The sequence below is a fragment of the Persicobacter diffluens genome, assembly GCF_036244895.1.
GTDB lineage: Bacteria > Bacteroidota > Bacteroidia > Cytophagales > Cyclobacteriaceae > Persicobacter > Persicobacter diffluens.
This window is the reverse complement of the sequence record NZ_BQKE01000002.1, coordinates 845617-864098: the sequence shown is the minus strand read 5'-3', so window position 1 is coordinate 864098 and position 18482 is coordinate 845617. Positions and strand designations below refer to the sequence as shown.

8 protein-coding genes are annotated in these 18482 nt (G+C 44.2%); all 8 read left to right on the top strand.

The window, feature by feature from the left end; all coding sequences use genetic code 11:
- Positions 1-237 precede the first annotated feature (237 nt).
- The 8 genes from AAA970_RS17795 (at position 238) to AAA970_RS17760 (ending at position 18424) form a co-directional block, all read left to right on the top strand.
- A complete protein-coding gene (locus AAA970_RS17795) occupies positions 238-2136 on the top strand; it encodes a hypothetical protein (RefSeq protein WP_338238241.1) in 1899 nt (632 codons plus the stop codon).
- Between the two features lie 233 nt (positions 2137-2369).
- A complete protein-coding gene (locus AAA970_RS17790; RefSeq protein WP_338238240.1) occupies positions 2370-3272 on the top strand; it encodes a metallophosphoesterase family protein in 903 nt (300 codons plus the stop codon).
- A gap of 220 nt (positions 3273-3492) precedes the next feature.
- Positions 3493-3669 carry a hypothetical protein gene (locus AAA970_RS17785; protein WP_338238239.1) on the top strand — a complete coding sequence of 59 codons (177 nt, stop codon included), beginning with the start codon at positions 3493-3495 and terminating at the stop codon, positions 3667-3669.
- 130 nt (positions 3670-3799) lie between these two features.
- Complete coding sequence (locus AAA970_RS17780; RefSeq protein WP_338238238.1) at positions 3800-4435, top strand: helix-turn-helix transcriptional regulator; 636 nt, start codon at positions 3800-3802, stop codon at positions 4433-4435.
- 443 nt (positions 4436-4878) lie between these two features.
- The gene (locus AAA970_RS17775) at positions 4879-5847 is read left to right on the top strand and encodes a helix-turn-helix transcriptional regulator (RefSeq protein ID WP_338238237.1); all 969 of its coding nucleotides are present in this window, start codon (positions 4879-4881) and stop codon (positions 5845-5847) included.
- A gap of 597 nt (positions 5848-6444) precedes the next feature.
- Positions 6445-13758, top strand: coding sequence for a S8 family serine peptidase (locus tag AAA970_RS17770; protein WP_338238236.1), 7314 nt, complete (start codon positions 6445-6447; stop codon positions 13756-13758).
- Between the two features lie 58 nt (positions 13759-13816).
- The gene (locus AAA970_RS17765; RefSeq protein ID WP_338238235.1) at positions 13817-16945 is read left to right on the top strand and encodes a SusC/RagA family TonB-linked outer membrane protein; all 3129 of its coding nucleotides are present in this window, start codon (positions 13817-13819) and stop codon (positions 16943-16945) included.
- Between the two features lie 6 nt (positions 16946-16951).
- On the top strand, positions 16952-18424 hold the full coding sequence (locus AAA970_RS17760) for a RagB/SusD family nutrient uptake outer membrane protein (RefSeq protein WP_338238234.1): 1473 nt from the start codon (positions 16952-16954) through the stop codon (positions 18422-18424).
- Positions 18425-18482 lie beyond the last annotated feature (58 nt).

Genomic DNA, 18482 nt, shown 5'->3' with positions numbered 1-18482 from the left:
AGCCAAAATTCGAATAGGCAGTCGGATGCTGTGGTTTTGAACAAGCGCTATTAAAAAATTGGGGGTAGAGGAGTTATCACCCCTTCGGTTTTGATTGTTTCTCACTTATTTTTTTAACTGTAAGAATGGGGGAGGAGGTTGTTCCTCCCCATATTTCAATGCTTGTAATCTAATTAACAGTTTAATTCATGGAGTTGGTATGTGGGGTTTATCAATTCATATTATAAATTTTCAATAATGAAAAATTGTTTATTAGTATTCCTTTTTTTATTAGTATCACAATGGGTTTACGCACAAAATAGCCCGTGTACGGATTGTGATGGCAAACCAGACAATTATATTGTCACTCGAATAGATGGTTTCGTAATCACTTGTAAAATGATGCGTACGCCTATTAATAAATTAACCTTTTTAGGGTCTCATAACGCTTATGCAAATAATGATGAGAGGTATATGGGTACTAAGTTTTCTGAGACCTTTTCTCAAAATCATGAATTGTCCATGCGTAAGCAATTGGAGCAGGGAGTTCGGTTTTTGGAGTGGGATTTAATTCCCAAAGATCCGGCCTGGTGTTTTGGATTGAATGTAACTTTTGCTCATGGGAACCCGATTCATGGTTATACCAAATCCTGGGAAATTATGAATTATGACCTTCGTCCCTGGTTAGAGGCGGATCCTTACCGTTTTATGATTGTGAATACGGCAGATATTAAGGAGGCAGGAGGCTGTCATGGGTATAAAAAAATATATGAAAAATTTAGGGATGATAAATTTCATGATAGTGGATTGCTGAATTATGTGTACGAGCCTGATTATCTTTGGGAAGAGAAATTGATGCGGTACACCGCCCAAAGAAGGTATCCCACATTGCAAGAGCTTTTGTGTTCAGGAAAGCGAGTATTTTATATGTTGCCTTTTAAAGCCGAATATGAAAGTGACTGGGAGGATTTATATGTAAAGAAGTGGGAAAATGGGGAGGAAAAGGTAGGTTCAGGCGTTCAGCATCTGGATGATTATGCTAAAGAACGATTGGTCGCCAGAGTGGGTTTGGATTTACAATCTTCAAAAAGCTATACCATGATGAATGTGAACGTTTATCCAAATCACAATTTTGCTGGGAATAAATCCACCACAAGATCTGCCAACTCAGCTCATCGGTTATATAAAATAGCACAAAATTATGAGGCATTAATTCAGCAAAATCTAAATTCGCAAAAAGTAGTGAATGTTATTCAGTTAGATTATGTTGGGCTGTATAGTAGAAAAGTAAGGGAGATTGGAGCAGTCAACAGGATGAACTGGGTAAGGGAATTTGGAGAGTCAAGCTGGACTCTTCGGAACCTGGTTGGTTCTCATTGGGATATTCACCCCTATGTGGGTACGGGAACTTATAGGGATGAAAGCCCCATAAAACCTACTTTTGCTTCCTCAACTAAGGATGATAATACGGCTTATCGCAGCCCGAATAGTGCCATTAATGGAGACCTTTGTATGAAGTGGCAGCCAAAAGATAAAGGGGAGGCTGATTTTACGTTTGGATTTAATCAACCGGTACGTTTAATGAATTTTGCGATTTGCTGGGATGGGGTTGCGCCTCAAAATATTAAGTGGTTTATTGCAAAAACCAAGGGAGGAAGCTTTCAGCCTACCAGCTTGATTACCCCGGAAAAAGCCTCAGATCATGCTGATAAATGTAAGGCCCTCACCTATTATACTTATAAGGTGAACGGATTTACCGGAACTGATGTGTATGCTATAAAAATGGAAATAGAGCCACAGAAGGGGGATCATGTGATGATTTTTGATATTATAGGTCAAAGGAGGCCAGATCAGGATGTTCCGACTGGTCCAAAGATGGTGGATAATGAGGCTGAAAATGTGGTGATTTACCCCAACCCGGTTAAGTCAATATTAAACATTGAGCTCCCCAAATCAGCTCAGGGGATTAAAACCGTTTCTATTATGGATGCACAGGGAAGTATTTTGGAGAATAAGTATTTTTCATTTCCAGGAGAATGTGCTGAGGTTCAGTTGGATCTTTCGATTCATTTGCCTCAGGTAATGTTAGGCGCGGTGGAATATTGGAGCAGTCAGGGAGAGTTAATTCAGAAGCGCTTCCAGATCCTGAAAGAATAGATGTCTAATATTGATTTATTGATGTCTGACAACATCAACTATTAGAACTTAAACTAACTAAAATATATCTTGCAGCCAGTTATGTGTGATGTAACAATTGGGTCTTTAGGGACGCAACTGTTGTTTAATTAGTTAAACTTAACGGGACTCTGTGTAAATTTTGAGAGAAGTAGGAGATTGTATATCCTATAGTGTAGTTTTGATTCAACTCTCCTCTTCTCATTTTTTAAAATATGAATAGAAGACTTTTTATTAGGAGATTATCCTTATTGATGGCTTTGGGATTTATAGAACCAAATTTTTTAAAAGCCGGTAAATCTAAGGCTCGTGGCTTTCGCTTTGGCTTATTGACAGATACTCACTATGCTGATCGCGAGGCGGTAGGTAACAGGTGTTACAGGGCTTCTCTTCAGAGGATGGAGGACTTTGTGCAAAGCATGAATCAGGAAGAAGTGAATTTTGTCATGCACTTGGGAGATTTCAAAGATGAAGCTCCGGAACCTACTGTGGCCAGCACTTTGAATTATTTAAGAACCCTGGAGGCTGCTTACGGGAAGTTTCATGGGCCTCGCTATCATGCCGTTGGAAATCATGATGTGGATAGTATTTCCAAAGCCCAGTTTTTGGCTGCGGTAGAAAACACAGGGATTCCGAAATACAAATCCTATTACTCTTTTGATAGTGGCGGCTGGCATTTTATTGTATTGGATGGCAATTATGATCGGGAAGGGAAAGATCATCATAAAGGTGATTTTGACTGGCAGGATGTCAATTTGCCAGCGCCGGAATTTGTTTGGTTGATGAATGATTTGAAGGAAAATCATCTTCCTACCATTATCTTTTCACATCATCTGCTACATGAGGTACAGCACCAATATCAGTACCATTTAAATAACGCTGCTGAAGTACGCCATCTTCTGGAAAAGTTTGGGAATGTAAAAGCGGTTTTTCAGGGGCATTTGCATCAAAATGTGTATCAACAGATTAATGGGATTCATTATTTGACCTTGCCGGGCATGGTGGATGAATGCGGGAAAGAAAAAACAAGCTATGCATTAGTTGAGCTAACCGATGACAAAATTGTAATAGAAGGAGTGGGGCATCAACAGGCAAGGGTGCTGGACATTGGGATTTAATGTTGCACAAGGCTCTTTATTTAACATAGGGTTATTTTAGGGGTTTGTTGGATTTAAATTCTCACAGGGTATCGCAAAAGTGTGATTCGATGCTTGGTATTTGCAAAAGGTTGGGTTAATATTAAAGAACAATCATATTGGTTCGTTAAAACTGATTCAAAATTCAAAACCAATTTCATAGGCGAGGATCCTTCGCTGAAGGAAAAAAAGCACCCAGATAATGAAAAGCATCAAATTTTCCCCTCAGAATTACCCACTAAAAAAGCAGGCAGAGTTATATAAGCATTTATTTGGCGGGATTGAGTTTAAGGGGACCTGGGAGAAAGAAGCCCTTGGTTTTAACCGTTATTTTTCATTTGAAAGCGTGGAGGCTTTCAAGTTGATGGTTTTTTTTTAGTGAGGATGCGCAAGAATTTGATGGGCTCATTTTATATTTTAATCTGGAGGGGAGTCAGGAAATGGAGGATTTGGATGGGTTAAAAACCGAAGGGAACAAGTGGGTTTTTGTCTCCAATAAACCTTGCCATTTGCATTTAAAAAAGAACAGCTGGACCAAGCATATCGGGATTCGAATTTATCGACCATTATTGTTGGAGATTTTAGGCGAGCACCACCCTTTATTTCAGCAATTTGTGAATAAGGAGCCTTTCAGTTATAGTATATCTTACAGTCGGGAGGTAGGGGTTCGATTGGATAGTTTATTTACGGTTTGGGGAACTAAGATGGCTAAAATTGAAGCCATCAGCAAAACCTATGATTTATTGGCTACATTCTTTTCAGATTTTAATGATCGTAATGATTTGATCGCTGAAGCCGCTCCTTGTCAAAATGTGAGGGAAAGATATCTGATGGAAAAGGCAGAAAATATCAAAACCATGCTGGAAGAGAATTATCAGGAACCACCGACCTCAACAGAGATAGCGCGGAGTATGGGAATGAGTGAATCCAATGTGCGGAAGATCTTTAAAGAATATTATGGGACGTCGCTTTATGCTTATGTGAAGGCCCATCGGTTAGAAGTCGCCAAAGAAATGTTGATAAATACGGATTGGCCCGTGAAGCTCATCGGCCACCGGGTAGGGTATACGCATATGGGGCAGTTTTCCAAATTAATCAAACAGACTTACGGAAAATTGCCCTCAGCAATTCGGGAGGAGCAATAAGTTAAGCAAGTGTATTCGAAAAGCTTTTTTATAATACGAGGCCTGTCGCAGGTTTTAGGGAAGATGATCATCATTTTTAAACACCGTCTCTTCACTTGAATAATTCCTCTCAGCATATAGTGTGCCGGACTTAGCCGCTTTCAATTTAATCGTTGTAATTGGGATGTGGATATTTAAATTACCAGCATTGAGAGGAGTAGGCTTTCCATTCCTTGGCTTCTATGGAAAAAATTGCAATAGGGAACTATTCCTTCACTTTTCCTGCCTTGCAGCTAAACGAGGATTTAAGCATGACTAATTCGGTTTATGAAGGAGATTTCGTTATGGTTTTCCGCTCAAATTAAGTATCGCATTCTGATGCGTTGATATCTCAAACTTCTTATATTATTTTTGAAGTAACGTCTTGGATTAAAACTTGCTTTTTTTCTCAAAATTATTGAAGGATGGATAAAAAAATAATTAAAATAACGGACCCTAAAATGCCTGTAAAAATAGCAGGGGAAGCACTCTTACAACTGTTTGGTGGGCGAAATCATCAAGGGAGCTGGAATAAAGAGGGAGTGGGGGAGTCCCGTTTTGTGGAATATGATCAGTTAGAAGTTTACAAATTGACGGTTTATTCTAGCTTTGCAGTGGAGCATATCCGGGATTTTGGCCCTTCCTTTAAAAGTTTGGGGATTAGTTTTAATTTGGGCGGGGAACAATATTATAAATCAGCACAAGGGGAGGTATATCAGCAGCCAAACAGTTGTTTTATTGGTAATGGGAATGTAGTGCTTGGGGTGGAGGAGAGCAAGTGGTTCCGTCAGGTAGGTTTTAGAATTGGGCCTAGACTATTAGAGGAAATCCTGGGGGCACATCACCCCCTGCTTCAAAAAATCAATAATGATGAGGCCTTTTCTTATCATTTTGAATACAGTCCGGAACTGGGCAATAGTCTGGAAAAAATGTTTCGGGCCTGGGGCTCTCCTCTATCGAAGTTTGAAACCATTGGACTTGCATTTGAAGTGCTGTCCAAATATTTTTTAGAGTTGAACCAGGTTATGGGGCATCAGGAGAAAAATGAAGCGGGCAATAATAGTTATCATGAGGAGGTTGCAGATTTGGCCCGAAAGATTTTAGAGGAGAATTATCTTAATCCTCCCTCTCAGGAAGAGTTAAGTATCCATTGCAGCATGAGTCCTTCCAATCTACGTAAAGTATTTAAAGCCCGCTTCGGCATATCGATTTACCAGTATATAAAACAATATCGATTAAAGCTCGCCTATCAAATGCTAAAGGAAACCGACTGGCCCGTAAAGCTCATAGGTCATCGAGTAGGATATACGCATATGGGCCAGTTTTCTAAATTAATTAAGCAGACTTACGGAAAATTGCCCTCGGAAATCCGGGAGGATTTGGCAAGACAATAGCGCATAGAGAGGGGATTGATTTCCCCTTTTTTTTGGCTGAAATATTAGTTGTGGGATGTTTTTTGGCGCTTGGCCTTGCTAGCGTTTTTCAGGCTAAGTGGAGATAGTACGCATACCGTTTTAGAGAAGTCGAAAATGAAGAGACTGTTCTATCCCAATTAATTGCACCTTGCAAAGGTAAGGCTTTCTTGTTGAATGCAGGTGTCACAGTATTTCAAAAGACTAGCACGAAATGATCAAAATTTAGCGAATTATCCTCGGGATTTTGTTTTTCAGACACTGGTTTCATTATAATAGTATTAGGGTTTTATTGTCTGAGATGCGGTAAAAATTGTACTTTATTTATTTTATTGGCGTTTTAACTACCTGTTGTTGACTTTTTTCAAGTTTTTACTAGGGGAATTTAATGTTAAAATTATTCACGTAAACAACTCAGGTGTTGTAAATAAAACAATCACCTTTTGTCTGCCTTTAAGATTAGTACACTTTTTGTCAAATTTGAAGCATTGAATTATCATTTTGAAGAATCAGATCAGAGCTGTCCTTTTGGGGTAGTGATTGAATTTTTTCAAGGTGTAGAACCTAATAATGCTTGATATGCCTAAATTATTACGAATGCTATTGGTGCTGGTGCTGCTGGTGAACAGCAGTGTCTATGCCCAAAAAAGTAAGTATGTTGATGGCCGTTTGCAGGGAGTCGTTCACCTTAAGTTTAAGGAAGGAAGTGCGCCCGGAAATTCGACCTTTAGCACTGCCCGGGGAGGGCAATTAGAAATTGGCGCTGCCGAATTTGATGGCCTGAGCCAGCAGTTTGGTGCATACCAATTGGAGCCTATTTTTAAGATGACCCGCAAAAATGCGGAGAAACTAAAAAAACATGGGCTGGATCGCTGGTTTAAATTGCGTATGGAAGAAAGCTCAGATTTGAGCATGGCCATAAAGCAGTTTGAAGGTTTGGAAATGGTAGAACTGGCGGAAGCTTCTCTGGAAGTAGTACGTGAGCAGGGAACCTTCCGAAAGGCCAACCCGCAGCAGGTCTCTAAAAAGAGAAGAAAGCAAATGCCAATGAACGATCCGCTTTTGGCAGACCAATGGCATTATCATAATGATGGTACGGTATCTGAAACCGCAGTAGCCGGAGCAGATATCAATTTATTCCCAGCCTGGGAGCGCATTACCGGTTCTAAGGAGGTGATCGTTTCCATCCACGATGAAGGGATGGATGTGAACCATGAGGACTTGAAAGCCGCCATGTGGGTGAACCCGGGGGAGGCTGAAGATGGAGAAGATAGTGATGATAACGGCTATGTGGATGATATTCACGGTTTCAATTTTGTACAATACACGGGAGATATTGATGCGCAGGACCATGGTACCCATGTAGGCGGAACAGTAGGTGCGGTGAATAATAATGGCATTGGGGTATCCGGTGTAGCGGGGGGTAGTGATGCTTCCGGTGGGGTACGGTTAATGTCCCTGCAAATTTTGGGCATGGGAACCTCAGATGCCCGAATTGCGGAGTCTTTCGTTTATGCGGCAGATAATGGAGCGGTCATTTCCCAAAACTCCTGGGGATATAGTCAATCTGACTTTTATGAGCAGGTGGTATTGGATGCAATTGATTACTTTATCGCAGAGGCCGGAGATTACGAAGGCAGCCCGATGAAGGGTGGGGTGGTGATTGTTGCAGCGGGTAATCTGGATACCGAAGAGGATAAATGGTATCCAGCAGCCTATGAGCCAGTAATTGCCGTCAGTGCATTGGCGCCGAACTTTGAGAAAGCCTCGTATTCTAACTATGGTAGTTGGCTGGATATTGCCGCCCCTGGTGGAGATGGCGAGATGGGAGGAATTGAGGAGGTTTTAAGCACCTTGCCGAATAATGAATACGGTTATTTCGGGGGTACTTCTATGGCCTGTCCACATGTGTCCGGTATTGCCGCTTTGATGTTGTCTATGCCGGAAAACAAAGGAATTACTGCCGCAGAGCTAAATACTTTATTGTTTAGTTCGTTGCAAGATGTAGATGCCTTTAATTTGGAGTACAAGGGCTTACTGGGGAAAGGATATATTGATGCAGAATTGGCTACCCGCGTGAATCATGGGAATTTGCCTGCTAAAATCGATAATTTTAATCTTCGCGGGGCTGGTTTTGATTTCATCGCCATGGAGTGGACCGTGCGTCATGATGGTGACGGTAGTACGGCACCTGTTGCTTTTGAGGTTCATTATAAAGTCACGGGGGGAGAAGAAAAAGTATTCGAAATTGAAAATGAATATGCTACGGGTACTCCACTGAAAGTGGATTTGAGTGAATTGGAGGCCAGTACTGAATATGAAGTGTCTATTCAGGCCGTTAACCGTTTTGGGGTTAAATCTGATCGTTCGGCTGTTCAAAAGATGCGTACTTCTGCTCAGGGTGCTTCCTTTGAGATTACACGTAGTCATGAGAATAATTCCGGTACGCAGCAATTTACGATCAATCCAAATGATTTACCGGACGTATATGTTGAGCTAAAAAATACCAGCCCGGAAGGGTCCAATGAGCTATTGAGATGGTCTATTGGTACTGATATTTTGGACAGTGATGATGGAGCGCTTGACCCGGATGATATTGAAGGACTCAATCCCACTCCTGCACCCTATGAGGTGGAGAAGAAAGCCATCGCTGATGCAGAAATCATTATGGAAAGTACCGCTTCTGAGCGTTCTGACTATCAGGATGAAGATCTGGATTATGGCGATGATAAATGGGAGCGTAAAATTAGCTACAGAGATCAGAATAGTTCCCGATGGACCTGGATTGGTGATGGCGGAAAGCGTGCTACTCATAGTGTGGCGCAGGCCTTTACGGTATCAGAGTCTGCTGATCGTGATTTTATCTTCCGCAGAGCCAATATTGAATTGGTGGTGAATAAAATGCATGGAGACATTGAATTCGAAATTTATGTAGGAGAGCAATTGCGTACCGCTAAAAAAGTTTATGAGAATAGCTATAGTGTTTCTGGGGAGGAAGAGGTTCGTGACATTCATCGAATTTCAGCAGCTGGCCCAAGGGCAGGTCTGCGTATTCGTCCGGGGGAAACTTTCTGGACCATTTTCCATATTCCGGCAGGTAAGGACAATGCGATTCCTTTGGTGATTGATGAAGGAGTCAACGAAGCCGTAGCCACCCGTAGTTTGATGAGTTTGGATTATGGCGAAAGCTGGAAACCAGTTGCCGAGGTAATGACGGAAGCAGGCATGGCCGACTGGGAGCGTGCAATTTTGGCCGTAGAAGCCGAGGAGATGACCCGATCGGACTATGACTCCCGGGATAAAAAAATCATTAATTTGGTGCCGTCAAAAGGGGAGTTAATGCCGCAGGAGAGTATTCGTGTTCCTTATGAGTTTGATTTAGAGGAGGTACGTGATTTTACGGCCACTACGACAAATCAGAATTTTTATATCAACAATTCAGAGGAGGACTTTTTGACCAAGCCGATGTTTGTTGGCTTAACCGGGCAGCCAGTTGATCTTAGTTTCCCAAAGCTTGCCGGTAGTGGTGGCGAATTGGTGGTTGGAGAACAATCGATTATTCATTTTGAGATGATCAATGAAGGCCATGGCCAGTTAAATATGGCTCAGGTAGCCACTGGGGGAGGTGCATTCGACCTGTCTGACCCGGTGAACTTTGGTGTTCGCACCAGAAAAAGCTCCATTGGACCAAGGTTACGGACCTTTTTCGAGTTTTATTATCACCCACAGACTTCAGGATTTCACCGAACCAAAGTGTCTTTTTCGGATAAGGATACCGGAGAAAAATATGACTTTGAGTTGACCGGTTCTGCAAGGGAATCCGGTGAAATGGAAGTGATCAATCCGAATGGGGAAGAATTGACCTATATTTTCGATAATGTTGATATGGGAGATGAACCATTGAAGGGAAGTTTTATCATTAAAAATATTTCTAATAGTGATGCGGCCTCTCTGGAGTATATGATTCCGGGCTATTCGGAGCAATCCATCCCTGGTCATGACCTGGTCAACAGTTATGGATACGGCATTGAAACGAATGTGGAAGATTTTGTGCCGGAAGCAGATGGAACCCGGAACACACCGGAATGGAAGGATATTCGTGCTGAAGGTACTGAGATCACGGATCACATTCGTACGCAGCGTCAGAAAGATTTTGCAGTGAATATTGGTTTCGCCTTCGATTTCTTTGGGGAAGAGCATGATTCCGTATATGTGAGCCGTTATGGGGTATTAGGCTTTGATTCTTTTACTTATAATGCCACGCCACAATTTAAGGGACACACGATGAACATGGGAGGTTATATCTCCGCCATGCATGATCGTTTGACTTTTTCCAGTGGAGGCACCGTACATTATTTCCAGGATAAAGGCGTATTGACCGTTCAGTATACGGATGTTGCCCTGGATCATCCGATTTATTATGATCGCCTGTGGTCCTACCAGTTTAAGCTTTATGATAACGGAAATATTGAAATTATTTATGAAAAGCTACCGGATGTAAAGGATGAAGCTTTTGATCGGCTGTATGTGGCCGTGGAGAGCCGCAATCAACAGGATGGGGTATTATTTCAGAAATATTATCTGAATGAGGGGCATGAAAGACCGGATGTTCGTCCGGGAGGTTATGTGAAGTTGATCAGCCCGGGAAGAAAGTTGATTACTGCCTTCACAAAAGGGAAAACGGCAGGAACAATTGAGCCGGGCGCTCAGGAAGAACTCGAATTTGAAATCGATCCGGAAAAGTGGTATGAAGGTGCATTTAACCAGGTACTGCAGGTATTGTCGAATAGCCATACGACCCCGGTAGCCAATTTGGATATCTCCCTGAACATTGTTTCAGGCGGAACTTCTGATGTGGTCGTGACGGATGAGGTGTTGAACTTTGGGTCCGTATTCCAGGGCGCAGAGCAGACGCTTTTGATTCCGGTGCAAAATTCGGGCACGACCGTACTGCATATCGATGAGGTGACGATCGCCGAGGAGCTTTTTGATTTCGAGCCTATTGAGGGTGAAGACAGGAAGTTGATGCCTCGCCAGACGATGTTTATTCGTGTGCATATTAATACGGAAGACTTAGCTTCCTCAACGGAAGGAACCTTTAGCTTAAGTTTCCAGGAGTTAGAGGAGACTTTTGAAGTACAGCTTGTGGGAGCAGTAATCCCAGCACCTGAATTTGCCTGGGATTATGTGGACCCGGTCCTGACGGTAGATGCAGGAGGTGCGGTGGTGAATCATCACTTTACGGTATCAAATGATGGCGCCTCCGATATGCAGGTGGCTTTTACTACCGGTAACTGGATTGATGTCAATAAAGTGGAAACCCGTAGTGGAGCCGATGAAGAAAAGCAGTATGACTATGTGATGCAAACGACCAAAACGCTTGGAAGTAGTGTGGCTTACACCTGGCAGGACTTGTCTATTGATCCGGACGCTAAGGAGTTGGATGTGCACTATATGATGAGTAAACCATTCGAAACGGTTGAATTGCCATTTGCCTTCTCCTTCTATGGGGAAGAGTATACGCAAATGCAGGTGACGGATCTCGGTTTTGTTACTTTTGATATGGAAGCAAAAGGGGATTGGCATCCAACGCACTATACGGTGTTCCCGGACAGTACGGCTCCTGTAATGAACATGATTGCGCCGCTGTGGAGCCCTGTAGCAGCCGATCGCCAGATTTATGATGATGCAGGCACCTATGTGAAGGTTTCTGAAGATCAGGTGGTCATACAGTGGCATTTGTTCCGTGATGCCTTTGGTGTAGGAGAGGCGGGTTCCTGGCAATTAATTCTCTTTAGTGATGGCTCCTTCCAGTACCAATACAATATGCCACCGGTAGACAAGGGAGACGATGAGCAGGGAGAATATATCATGGACATGTTCGCCTCGATCGGTTTCCAGAATGCCACCGGTGAGCAGGGTTATCAGGTAGCGCTTAACGAGAACTTTATTGCTCATGAGCTGGCGGTTTATTTCTCTTTACAGGAGATTTTTGAGGTGCCAGCGAATGGCGAGCAGGAATTTGTGATGGACATTAATCCAAGATACCTGAGCCAAAGATCTGATGACGAAGGCAATCCTATTCCTTTTGTGGTGGGATTTAACGCTTACAGCAATGCGCCAGGATCTGAAGTGATCAATGATCAACTGACTTTGAATGTGGTAGGAGAAGGACAGTTAGAAGTGGATGAAACCTCCGGTACCTTGGGGACAAGTTTCTTTACGGAATTAAGTCAGGGAGAAGAACGCGTATTCTTTGTACATAATACCGGAACGGGCCCTATTCAAATTACAGATGCTTATTTGAATAAATTTGGGGAGTATCCAACCGATTGGCAGGGTAATCCGGAGTTTGCTTTTGGGCAGGAAGATCTAATAGGATGGGGTGGTTTCGAACCCATCTTCCCTCAGGATGCCAAATTTCCAATTACCATTCAGGCGGGCGCTTCACGTGCCTTCATGTTCAAGACGCAGATGATGGAGACGTTGATTCAGGACGATCACCGGGAGGAGGAAGATATTCTGAACATCTTCTGGAAGGACATCTCTAAAGGAGACAATGCGGAAGAGCAAGTGGCGGAATTGCCTACCCAGTACCGTTATGGTTACCCGCCGGCAGTAGCCAGTGTGCAGGAGGAAGTATATGAGACGGTGGTTCGTGGAGATCAAAAGCAAATCGCTATCGCCGTGGATAATGGGGAAGGGCGCATGCCACTGGAGTACCAATTCTCTATTGAATATGGTCGTGAGTATGAAGGTTTCGAGCGCATGGAGCTCAATGAAGATGCGGAGCCAATGGACTTGAAGTACATTGCGGCACCTCGTGGCATGAAACAGAAAAATGCCGACGGTGAGGAGGAAGAGCATGATGACTTGTATCCGGATGAAGAAATTGAGTCGGCTTATGAAGTATTGTCTTATCAGGATTTCCGTCATTCCAGCCGTGCTTTAGGCTTCGGAATAGGCATGCCATTCACGGCGGCCACAAAATATACCGCTCCGGAGGAAGGTTTTAAACTGTCTAAAGTGATGTTTAAAGCCCGAAATGAAATGGTCGAAATTTCAGATATTAAAGTGTCCGTTGGTTTCGGGGATACCCCCGCCAATGCCCATGTGGTGTATGAGCAGGATTTAAGAAGAATTGTTGAGCTGGAGGAGGATGAAGAAGATGATCTGGGCACCTGGATGACAGTTCAGCTGGAGGAGGAAATTCATGTGATGCCTTATGAAGATTTCTTCGTATTTGTCACTTTCCCATCTACTATTGGCTTTCCTGTCTTTACTTCAGTGATGTATCGAAATGAGTATGGTCGCTTTTATTACGGGGTGATGAATAATTTCTTCTATGACCTGGTAGGTGATGCAGGTTTTGCTTTTAGCAACTTCCAGATGATGGCAGGTGCCGATAATAAGGCCGGAGATGTGGCCTGGTTGCATTACAATGGCGAAGATAATATCGGAGAGATTCCGGCAGGCGAAGTAGCGGGCGAAATTAACTTTACTGTTGATGGTGCTAAGTTGAAAGAAGAATTTGCTACGGCAGAATTGACCATCCGCACCAATGATCCGGTAACGACCAAGCCCTGGTACACTGACCTGTTCATCACCGTGGAGAACCCAACCAATACCGAAGACGAATTGGATGGCGTACAAATCTTCCCGGTACCTGCAGAGGATGTGTTGAATGTTCACTTCCAGGCGAATGCCAGCGGAACGGTGTCCGTGGAATTCATCAATGCCATTGGCCAAAAGGTGCATGAATATTCCGAAGAAATTTTCGAAGGACGTGTGGAGTTGGCAGTACCGGTAGCGCAAATGACCACGGGCGTTTATTTCGTGAAGGTTGCCCTGGACGGCACCCCTATCGAAAGCCAACGCATTATCAAGCAATAAATCGTCAGGTGCAGGCGGTGAGATTTTCCCGCCGTCTGCCTTCCAAAAATTATAGATTATGAGAAAAATATTATGGATGGCCCTGGCGATGCTGCTTCCGATGCAGCTGTTCGCTCAGGCACAAATATCCGGTACGGTGACCGATGCCGAAACCGGGGAGGAAGTCATTGGCGCCAATGTGGTGATCAAGGGTACCACCAACGGAACCATTACCGACTTTATGGGAGCTTATACCTTGGAGGCCAGTGCCGATGATGTTTTGGTGTTCTCTTTCATTGGTTATGCACCGCAAGAAGTAACCGTTGGTTCCCAGACGAAAATTGATGTGACTTTGGGTACGGATGCTACCGAGTTGGAAGAAGTGATGGTCGTGGCTTATGGGGAACAGAAGAAATCTTCTTTCACCGGATCTGCCGCAACGATCAAGAAAGACCATATCGAAAAACTGCAGGTTTCCAATGTGCAGAATGCTTTGGAAGGTGCCGTTCCCGGTGTACAGATTTCCGGTACTTCCGGCCAGCCGGGTTCCGGTTCTACCATCCGTATTCGCGGTATTGGCTCTGTAAACGCTTCCTCAGCGCCTTTATATGTGGTGGATGGAGTGCCTTTCACCGGTGATTTGAATAACCTGAATCCGGATGATATCGCCTCGATGACCGTATTGAAGGATGCTTCGGCTACCGCCCTTTACGGCTCGCGTGCAGCCAACGGTGTGGTGATGGTCACTACCAAAAAAGGAAAAAGTGGTGACGGACAGATTCACCTGAAAGCCCGTGTAGGGCTTGCCCAACGCGCAATGAGTGATTATGAGCGCGTAGGTGCTGAGGAGTATATGGAAATGCAATGGACAGGTTACCGTAATAACCTGTATTACAACAGTAATGATTTCACTATGGCCGATGCTGGTCTGATCGCTTCTGGTCAGCACCCCATCTATTCCCGTCCGGGTTATGTAGGGGGTATTCCAAACGTGGTAGACATGCAGGGTGGTTATAATGCCTTTAGTGTAGAGGCCAGAGATTTGATTGATCCGGTAAGTGGAAAAATTAATCCGGATGCTTCTATGGTGTATAATCCGGACTGGGAAGATGCCTTGTATCAGGCGGCTTTGCGTCAGGAGTATTCGGTGTCCATGTCCGGAGCCGGAGAGAAAAGCGATTACTTCCTTTCCTTGGGTTACCTGAATGAAGACGGAGTGGTACGCAATACGGGTTTTGAGCGTTTCACCGCTCGTTTGAATACCAATGCAGACATCAAGCCCTGGTTGAAAGCCGGTCTGAATATGTCCTATGTGCATACCGAAACCACCAACACCATGGATGGTGGTACTTATACTTCCAACCCATTTTTCTTCTCACAGACCATTGCGCCAATCTACCCGATCTATCAGTGGGATTTCGAAGAAGGTGGTTATGTGACCAATGATGCCGGACAGCGCATTTATGATTATGGCGATAACCGTCCGCACCTGACGCTGGGGAATGCTTTGGGAACTTTAAATCTCGATCCGAGTGGTTATAAGCATAATGCGGTTTCGGCCAGAACTTATCTGGATGCTACGCTTTCGGATAACTGGTCTTTCCGTATGAACACGACCATGGACTATTACAACCGTGTGACGCTGAACCACCAGAACCGCAATTATGGGGATGCCGCCAATGTGGGCGGACGTACCTCCCGCGCTACGCAGGAAAACATGAATATGACGGCCAACCAGTTGTTTTCTTACAGAAATCAATTCGGCAAGCACAGTGTGAATGCCTTATTTGGTCATGAGAGTTATTTCTCGATTACAAATGGTATTTCCGCCACCGTTACCGGTTTTGCCTGGGACGGTATGCCGGAGATGGGCTCAGGGGCGAATGCCACAGCAGCCAGTTCATTTATTGACCGTCATGCGATTGAGTCCTTCCTGTCCCGCTTTGAGTACAATTACGATGAGCGCTTCTTTGGCTCGGTTTCTTACCGTGTAGATGGTTCTTCCCGTTTCCATCCGGACAACCGTTGGGGACATTTCTGGTCTATCGGTGGTAGTTGGGCCGTGGATAAGGAAGATTTCATCCGCAGTCAAAAATGGATTTCCAGTCTGAAACTACGCGCTTCCTTCGGTGAGCAGGGTAATGAGAATATCGGTAACTTCTATGCTTTCCGCTCATTGTACTCGCTGACCTATCCCAACAACTCCATGATGGGTGCTTTGAAAAACTATTTGGAGAACCCGCATTTGAAATGGGAAAAGCGTCAGGCATTAAATATTGGAGTAGATTTCGGGCTGTTTGATAATATTGTGACCGGTAGCATTGAGTATTTTAATAATGCTTCCCGTGATTTATTATTCACCCTGCCATTGGCACCATCTACCGGATGGGGAGGCCGTACAGATAATGTCGGAGCAATGAAAAACTATGGGGTGGAACTGAACCTGACTGCCAATGTGATGAACCGTAAGGATTTCACCTGGGCGATAGATTTCTCTGCTACCCATATGAAAAATAAAATGACTGCCCTGCCACAGGAATTTGTGGGAACGGGATCCAAGCGTCTGGAAGTGGGTCGTTCTTATTATGATTTCTATCTGTTTGATTATGCAGGAGTAGATCCGGCCACGGGTGATGCCCTTTACTATTTCGATATGGGTGAAGGAATGGGACGAGGAGTCACCAGCGATGTCAGCAGTGCGGATCGCTACCATGTGGGATCGGCTTTGGCAGATTTAAATGGTTTTATCAATCAGCGCTTCACTTATAAAAGCTTTGATTTCGGTATCATGTTGAATTATCAGATTGGTGGAAAAGTATATAATTCCAACTATGCTGCATTGATGAGTCCAAAGTACGGCCATGCCATGCATGTGGATCAGCGCCAGGCATGGAGCCAGCCGGGCGATATCACGGATGTGCCAAGAATCGAAACGCTGAACCAGAATTTATATGCGGGTTCTAGCCGTTGGTTACAGGATGCCTCCTATTTAACCATTCGTAATATTACCTTCGGTTACAATTTACCAAAAGCCTGGGCACAACGTGTGAAGATGGAAAATGTGCGTATAAGCGCCGCTGTTGATAACCTTTATACCTTCAGTGGTATGCAGGGCTACTTCCCTGGGACTGCCACGCCAGATGGCTATATGGACAACTCTTACCAACCTATCCGAACCATGTCTTTAGGGGTAGATGTTAAATTTTAAGCAATCATGAAAAAGCATTTAATATATTTCTTCGGACTGTTGTGGATGATCTCCACGGCAGCTTGTACCGGTGACTTTTTGGATCAGGGGCCGTCTAACTCGGTGGATGAGGAAGAATTGCTGGGTTCAGTAGAAGGCTGCGATCTGGCCCTGAATGGGGTGTACCGTTATATGTATTTGTCCGGTTCTCACGAAACTTTCGGAGAGATGGCCATAAACCTGGCGTTGGATCTGAGAGGGGAGGACATCGTGATGCACTCTTTTGGTAATGGCTGGTTTACCCGTGATTACGGAATTCAGTTCAGTCGCCGGGAGATTGATGGTCGCCCGAATGATATCTGGGGTTTTTATTACCACATCATTTTCCAGGTGAACCAGGTATTGAAGTACATCGACGCGGCTGAAGGAGATCAAGAATTGCGCAAAGAGGTAAAAGGACAAGCTCTGGCCCTTCGTGCTTACAGTCACCACCGATTGATTCAGGTTTTTCAGCACACTTATGTGGGCAATGAAAATGCGCCTGGTGTTCCGATTCGGGTGACGCCTACTTTCGAAAACCTTCCAAGATCTAGTGTAGCGGAGGTATATGAGCAGATTGAAGAAGATTATACCGAGGCGATTGAATTGTTAGAAGAAACGGCACGCTATCATCCTTCGCACTTATCTCTGGCGTCTGTGATGGGCCTAAAAGCCCGTGTGCATTTAGTAAAGAATGAATGGAAAGAAGCGGCGGACTTAGCCCGAGAGGCGATCAGTGCTGCGGAGGATTTCGGTTTTCGCTTAATGGAAGGGCCGGAGTTACAGGGAGGTTATAGTAATGCTAATCATCCGGAAGTGCTTTGGGCGCTGGCGATTAACGGACAGCAAACTACTTTCTACGCTTCCTTCTTCTCGCATATGGATCCTTTTGCAGGAGGTTATGCCACTATCGGATCCTTTAAAAAAGGAACACCGGAATTCCTGAGCCTGATGTCCAATAATGATTATCGTAAGTCAGTTTTCTTTAAGGAAAATACCGCCTGGGGGAATATCACGATTCCGGAAAATACTTCACAGAAATTCCGCCTCAAGGCTTATGATGGTAGCTGGGAAGGAGATTACCTGTTGATGCGCCTGGCAGAGCTATACCTGATTCAGGCCGAAGGTTATGCCCACACTGGCGATGATTCCCGAGCGCGTTCCGCTATAAATACACTCTTGAGAACCCGAATTGAAAATTTCCGTGATATTAGCTTGAGTGGTCAGGAATTGGTCGATGAAGTGTTGAAGCAACGCCGGATTGAGTTCTGGGGCGAAGGCCATCGTTATTTCGATATGATGCGGAACAAAGAAGATCTGATCAGAAGCAAATCACATGATCCGGGCTTGGCCCAGATTACTGAGCTGGAAGCTGGAGCGAATGCCTGGCTGATGCAAATTCCCCAGGGGGAATTGGATGCCAATGATTGGATTAACGCAGGAGATCAGAATCCTCTTTAATGATTTAAAAGCAGACAGGCTGAATGATCTGGCCTTGTGTAGAGAATAAAACATTGCC